We start from the raw sequence: 503 nt of genomic DNA, 5'->3' as shown, positions 1-503 counted from the left end.
AGACCTTGTCGCCTTCGTTACCGGTACCCGGGGTGCCGGTGCCAGGCTCATCGGTGACGGTGGTGGTGACAGTGTTGTCACCGAGGGTCAACTTCTCGAAGTTGTCCGCACCGGTAACCGATTCGATCTTGTTGACGATCGAAGGTTGGCCACCGACGTACACATCATCCTTGGCGGTGATGGTGAAGGTGCCCGAGGCGCTGCCGGCCGGGATGGAGACTTTGGTGCCATCACTCAGGGTGAAGGTCAGGCCGTTGTGGCCGGTGACCGACAGGCCCTGGGCATTGGTCAGGGTCACGGTGTAGGTGACCTGGCCACCTTCGCTGACGGTGGTCTTGTCGGCGGTCAGGGTCGCGACGACTTCACTGACGGTGTCAGTGATTTGCACGGTGGCCGAGCCGCCGAGTTCCAGGTTCTCGAAGGTTTTGCCGGTGACGGAGGCATCGGTAATGCCGACGGTCAGGGAGCTGCCGTCCTTGAACACGTCGTCGCCTTGAGCCGCG

The 503-nt window shown here is 62.2% G+C and carries 1 protein-coding gene; it reads right to left on the bottom strand.

Going from position 1 to position 503, the window contains the following annotated elements:
- On the bottom strand, window positions 1-503 hold a 503-nt coding region (locus NGM28_RS28540), incomplete at both ends, for an immunoglobulin-like domain-containing protein (RefSeq protein WP_252092556.1).

Origin of the sequence: Pseudomonas sp. MWU13-3659, from assembly GCF_023757525.1 — a bacterium.
Classification (GTDB): domain Bacteria; phylum Pseudomonadota; class Gammaproteobacteria; order Pseudomonadales; family Pseudomonadaceae; genus Aquipseudomonas; species Aquipseudomonas entomophila_E.
This window is presented reverse-complemented; position numbering and strand designations above follow the sequence as displayed.